This is a genomic window from Oleiphilus sp. HI0132 (assembly GCF_001635845.1).
Map to the genome: position 1 here is coordinate 1 of NZ_LWGJ01001178.1, position 4,090 is coordinate 4,090.

At 42.8% G+C, this 4,090-nt stretch carries 4 protein-coding genes; 2 read left to right on the forward strand and 2 right to left on the reverse strand.

From position 1 onward, the window contains the following. Nucleotides 1-103: 103 nt before the first annotated feature. The gene (locus A3766_RS16740) at nucleotides 104-895 is read left to right on the forward strand and encodes an enoyl-ACP reductase (RefSeq protein WP_068509078.1); all 792 of its coding nucleotides are present in this window, start codon (nucleotides 104-106) and stop codon (nucleotides 893-895) included. Nucleotides 896-1,040: 145 nt separating this feature from the next. Continuing rightward, entirely contained in the window at nucleotides 1,041-2,180 is a 1,140-nt protein-coding gene (locus A3766_RS16745) for an alpha/beta fold hydrolase (RefSeq protein ID WP_068509080.1), read from the forward strand. 17 nt (nucleotides 2,181-2,197) lie between these two features. Here the strand turns inward: A3766_RS16745 and A3766_RS16750 are convergent, their stop codons facing one another. After that, nucleotides 2,198-2,578, reverse strand: a complete 381-nt coding sequence (locus A3766_RS16750) for a PilZ domain-containing protein (RefSeq protein WP_068509088.1) — start codon at nucleotides 2,576-2,578, stop codon at nucleotides 2,198-2,200. A 14-nt stretch (nucleotides 2,579-2,592) separates the two neighbouring features. Further along, nucleotides 2,593-4,090, reverse strand: a 1,498-nt coding sequence (locus A3766_RS16755; protein ID WP_068642544.1) for a DUF1631 family protein, incomplete at its 5' end; no start/stop codon positions are given.

The window sequence follows — 4,090 nt, forward strand, 5'->3', positions numbered from 1 at the left end:
AAAAATATCTCAGCAAGTGGTATATTCTTAACATCAGCATAGATTAATTGCGAGCTACCTTCTCGCTTAGACAGCACTTTCAATTGGTTCCAGGTAATAGATTATGGGTTTCTTAGCAGGTAAAAAAGTTCTTATAGTTGGCATTGCAAGCAAGCTATCGATTGCAACCGGTATCGCTAATGCCTTTCACCGAGAAGGCGCAGAAATAGCGTTAACCTATCAAAACGAGAAGTTGAAAAAGCGAGTTGAAGGGTTTGGTGAAGCATGGGGATCAAAGCTAATTCTACCCTGCGATGTTGCCGACGACGAGCAAATTTCTCAGGTCTTCGAAGAGATTGCTAAGGTGTGGGATGGCATTGATATAATCGTGCATTCCGTAGGCTACGCTCCCGCCCACGAACTAAACGGTGATTATGTTGATGTAACCACCCGTGAAGGTTTTCAAATCGCTCATGATATTAGCTCTTATAGCTTTGTTGCTTTGGCGAAAGCAAGCCGTGAGTTAATGAAAGGGCGAAATGGGTCATTACTAACCCTAACCTACTTAGGCTCAGAAAGAACCTTGCCAAACTACAACGTAATGGGCTTGGCAAAGGCCAGTCTTGAAGCAAACGTTCGTTATATGGCCGGTAGCCTTGGGCCTGAAGGAACGCGTGTTAACGCCATATCAGCTGGCCCCATTCGTACATTGGCTGCATCCGGCATTAAGAACTTCCGAAAAATGCTATCTGAAAATGAACAGCAAACACCACTTAGACGTAACGTGACTATTGACGAAGTTGGCAATGCTGCTGCTTTTTTATGCTCAGATCTAGCTAGCGGAATTAGCGGAGAAGTATTATTTGTTGATGGTGGCTTTAATACTAGCGGCATGCGTTCACTAGAAGAAAGCTAAACCGCTTAGATAACTGCTATTTTAAGGACTACGTCACTGAAAACGGTAAGCACATACTGGTAGTCTATGCAGTCCTTGAGAAGTGCTTTTGTACATGCCTTGTACATCTTTGTGCGACGTTTAATTTTTGTGATGGATACGTATAGTGGAACGTCTTTTTTACCGCATTAGGCTTGCTTTTGTCCTATTGACATTTACCTTCGCCCTAAGTCTAGGCGGCTGCGCAAACATCAAGCAGGCGTCTCAATCTTCGACCTCCTTGTCTAATTTTCTTGGCTTTTCCGAGCTACCTGACTGGTACATTACGAGCAAGTATAGTTATAGTGACTCCCAGTGGATCGAAAACGACTTTAATACAAAAATCCATTATCGCGACGTAGGCGAAGGCCCTGTAATACTTCTACTTCACAGCGAACTTTCCTCACTTCATGCTTGGGAGGATTGGATCGACATTCTGAGTAATGACTTTAGATTGATCGCAATAGACCTGCCAGGATCAGGGCTTACTGGCGCACCACACTGTGTTTCTGATAGTACAGACACTTGCGCCGAAAATTTATCGAGCGATTACATTGTCCACACACTTGAATACTTTATTGAAGATCTTGGCATAAATAAATTTTCGCTTATTGGCAGTTCCTACTCCGGTTATTTGGCCGCACAGTACGCGGGTCTGCAGCACCCCGAAAAATTGGATAAGCTTGTACTAATTAGCCCTAAAGGATTCCAACAAGAGTTACCATGGATACTTAACTATGCCACAACGTCTGGCATGGATATATTCAGCAAATACATACAACCCTCAGGCGTTATCACTGAAATTGTTCAAGACTTTTATGGTCTGGAAAAACCATCGCGCGCCGTAACCGAGAGGTATCTGCACCTTGCCCAAACTGAAGGTACCCACGCGACCAACATCAAACAGCTGAAACTTGTCCGTGCTTTAATGGAGCATGGCATGCTGCTCGATCTCAGCGAAATTGAAGTTCCTTCGCTTATCATGTGGGGTCAGTCCGATAAGTGGGGAGACCCTAGCCATGCGCAACGCTGGCATAAGGCGCTGCCTAACTCAACCTTGGTCACCTATCCAAACTACGGCCACGCGCTAATGGAAGAAGGTAAAGAACTAACGGCTGCTGATGCTGCGGCATTCATTAACGAAGAACCTGTACCAAGCCTTAATAACGGTGTAGGCAATGGCCTATCAATCGAAGACCACTTGAACGAATTTGACAAAGACTCACTGTTTGGCACAGAGCTTGAAGAAATGGAAGACGCGGAGTAGTTCAAAAGCCTTACGTATTAGTTAAGGTATTTTGACATCAGAAACTTCCAATCTACTATTTCAGTCCCATCGGAATCGTAAAGTAGTAAGCCGGTTAGATAATCAGACTTATATGGTTTTACCCATCTCACTTCTGCGGTTAACCTGAAGTTTTTATTTTGTTCTGGCAGATCAATTATAAGACTGTGAATAGCGCCTTGCGTTAGAGGTTCATCGACATAGGCTTGAAGGCCATTCGCGGACAAATCAACACATTCACATTGTACAACGTGAGCAGGTCTATCATCCCCAGGTTCACGTGACACTGTTTCAATATAAATATCTGCATCAACGTTCAAACGCGCTTCTACTCGCTTCTCATCAATATCAAAGTACTTTTTTAAGTCTTCATCATTCATGCTAGTAACCATTTTTATTTTGCCATACGCAATCGGCTTACAACCCTTTGCAAGCTGTCTTCAAATTCTGCTCCGTCGCTCAAAAATTCCATTTTGTTTGTCACAACAAGGTCCACAAGGTCAACTTCTTTATATTCCTTTTTCTTAATCCCGAGCTTATCAACAAAAATGAATTTACTACTCGCAGCAATCTTCACTACTAGCTTATAGCGCTCCGCTTGGTCACCAATCGTAAGTGAGACCCAAGCACCTATAGTCAATTTCTGTACTTTCGCTAGTGCTGATACTTCAAGTTGGGCTTTTTTCTTATCTTCGCGCCTTTTAAGTAGTTCTTTAGTACGTTCGGCAATTTCCTGCGCTCTCTTTTCTGCCTCTTCTTCGGCAAGTCGTTTTTCTTCGAGCAGTCTCTCTGCTTCTTCTTTCGCTTTCTCGGCGGCAGCGATTCTGGCTTTCTGCTGTGAATCAGCTACTCGCATCAGCCCCTTAACACAAGCATTAAACACAACAGAGAATGACTCCCCTTGCTTGTAAGGTTTAATCTCACCTTGATTGAGCAAGTGGTCTAACTCCTGACGGGTATATATGCCCGTTTTCATCCCCAAATAATTACCAAACAAAAACAAGCCAGCATAGTCAAAGCGGTTCAATAATATCATTGAAGGTGAACTAGCTTGGTCTGTACCCATTACAAACCAGTCACTTTCTTCAAGATTGAGTTTTTCTACCGAATCATTTTGAGGTACGGAGCTATCACCAACCTCATCTTTATATAATATTCTTGAGATATCGAAATGACTAAATTGTTCATTAAGTGTTATATCAGTCGGTACTGAAGTATAGGGAACAAAAGAATCGCAGAACTCTTGTTTAAGCAATGAAACCATACTTTCTTCTAAGGCATTGAATATGCTTTCGTCGTAAGCAATATTCGATCTATCAAGAACCTTCTTGAGATCGTCAACCAAGCTATCAGCTAACTGAAATAAAGCCTTGCCCTGCTGGCAAAAGGCCTTCATCAAAGACTGGGTCAATTTGTCGATTTCGGCATCCAGACGCACATGAAGACCGTCTTCGCATACCAAATGTACAGCCACACTGTTAAGCCAATAAGAATCCAGAAAGCACTGTAAACTCTCGGGAAGTTTTTTACGTGCAAAAACCGAATCAATGTAGCTTTGTGCACACCAAAAGCTGAAACGTTTCCAGCATAATTGAGACTCTGACTCGATTAGACGCTGAGTAACCTTTGTAAACTTTGAGCGTTGCTTATCTTGGAAGTCTTTCCACTTAAGTTCAGCATCCTCAATCAGCTCCAGGTTTGAATGGAGATTTGCTATTACTTGAGTGCTGACGTCATTCAATTGTTCAAGAAGTAAGTGCTTGGAACGCTCGGGGACGGCGCTCCAGCCAATACAGTCTGTAGCTATCAGTTCAAGCAAGCCAATGACAGAAGCAAGTATTTTCTTTTGGTCAACCCCTTCTTGCTGAAAAACTTTTTTTTGCTCTAGAAAA

Bases quoted from the DNA above. Each gene is read 5' to 3' on its own strand.
- A3766_RS16750 (WP_068509088.1), bottom strand. From the start codon at position 2,578: ATGAATGATGAAGACTTAAAAAAGTACTTTGATATTGATGAGAAGCGA.
- A3766_RS16740 (WP_068509078.1), top strand. From the start codon at position 104: ATGGGTTTCTTAGCAGGTAAAAAAGTTCTTATAGTTGGCATTGCAAGC.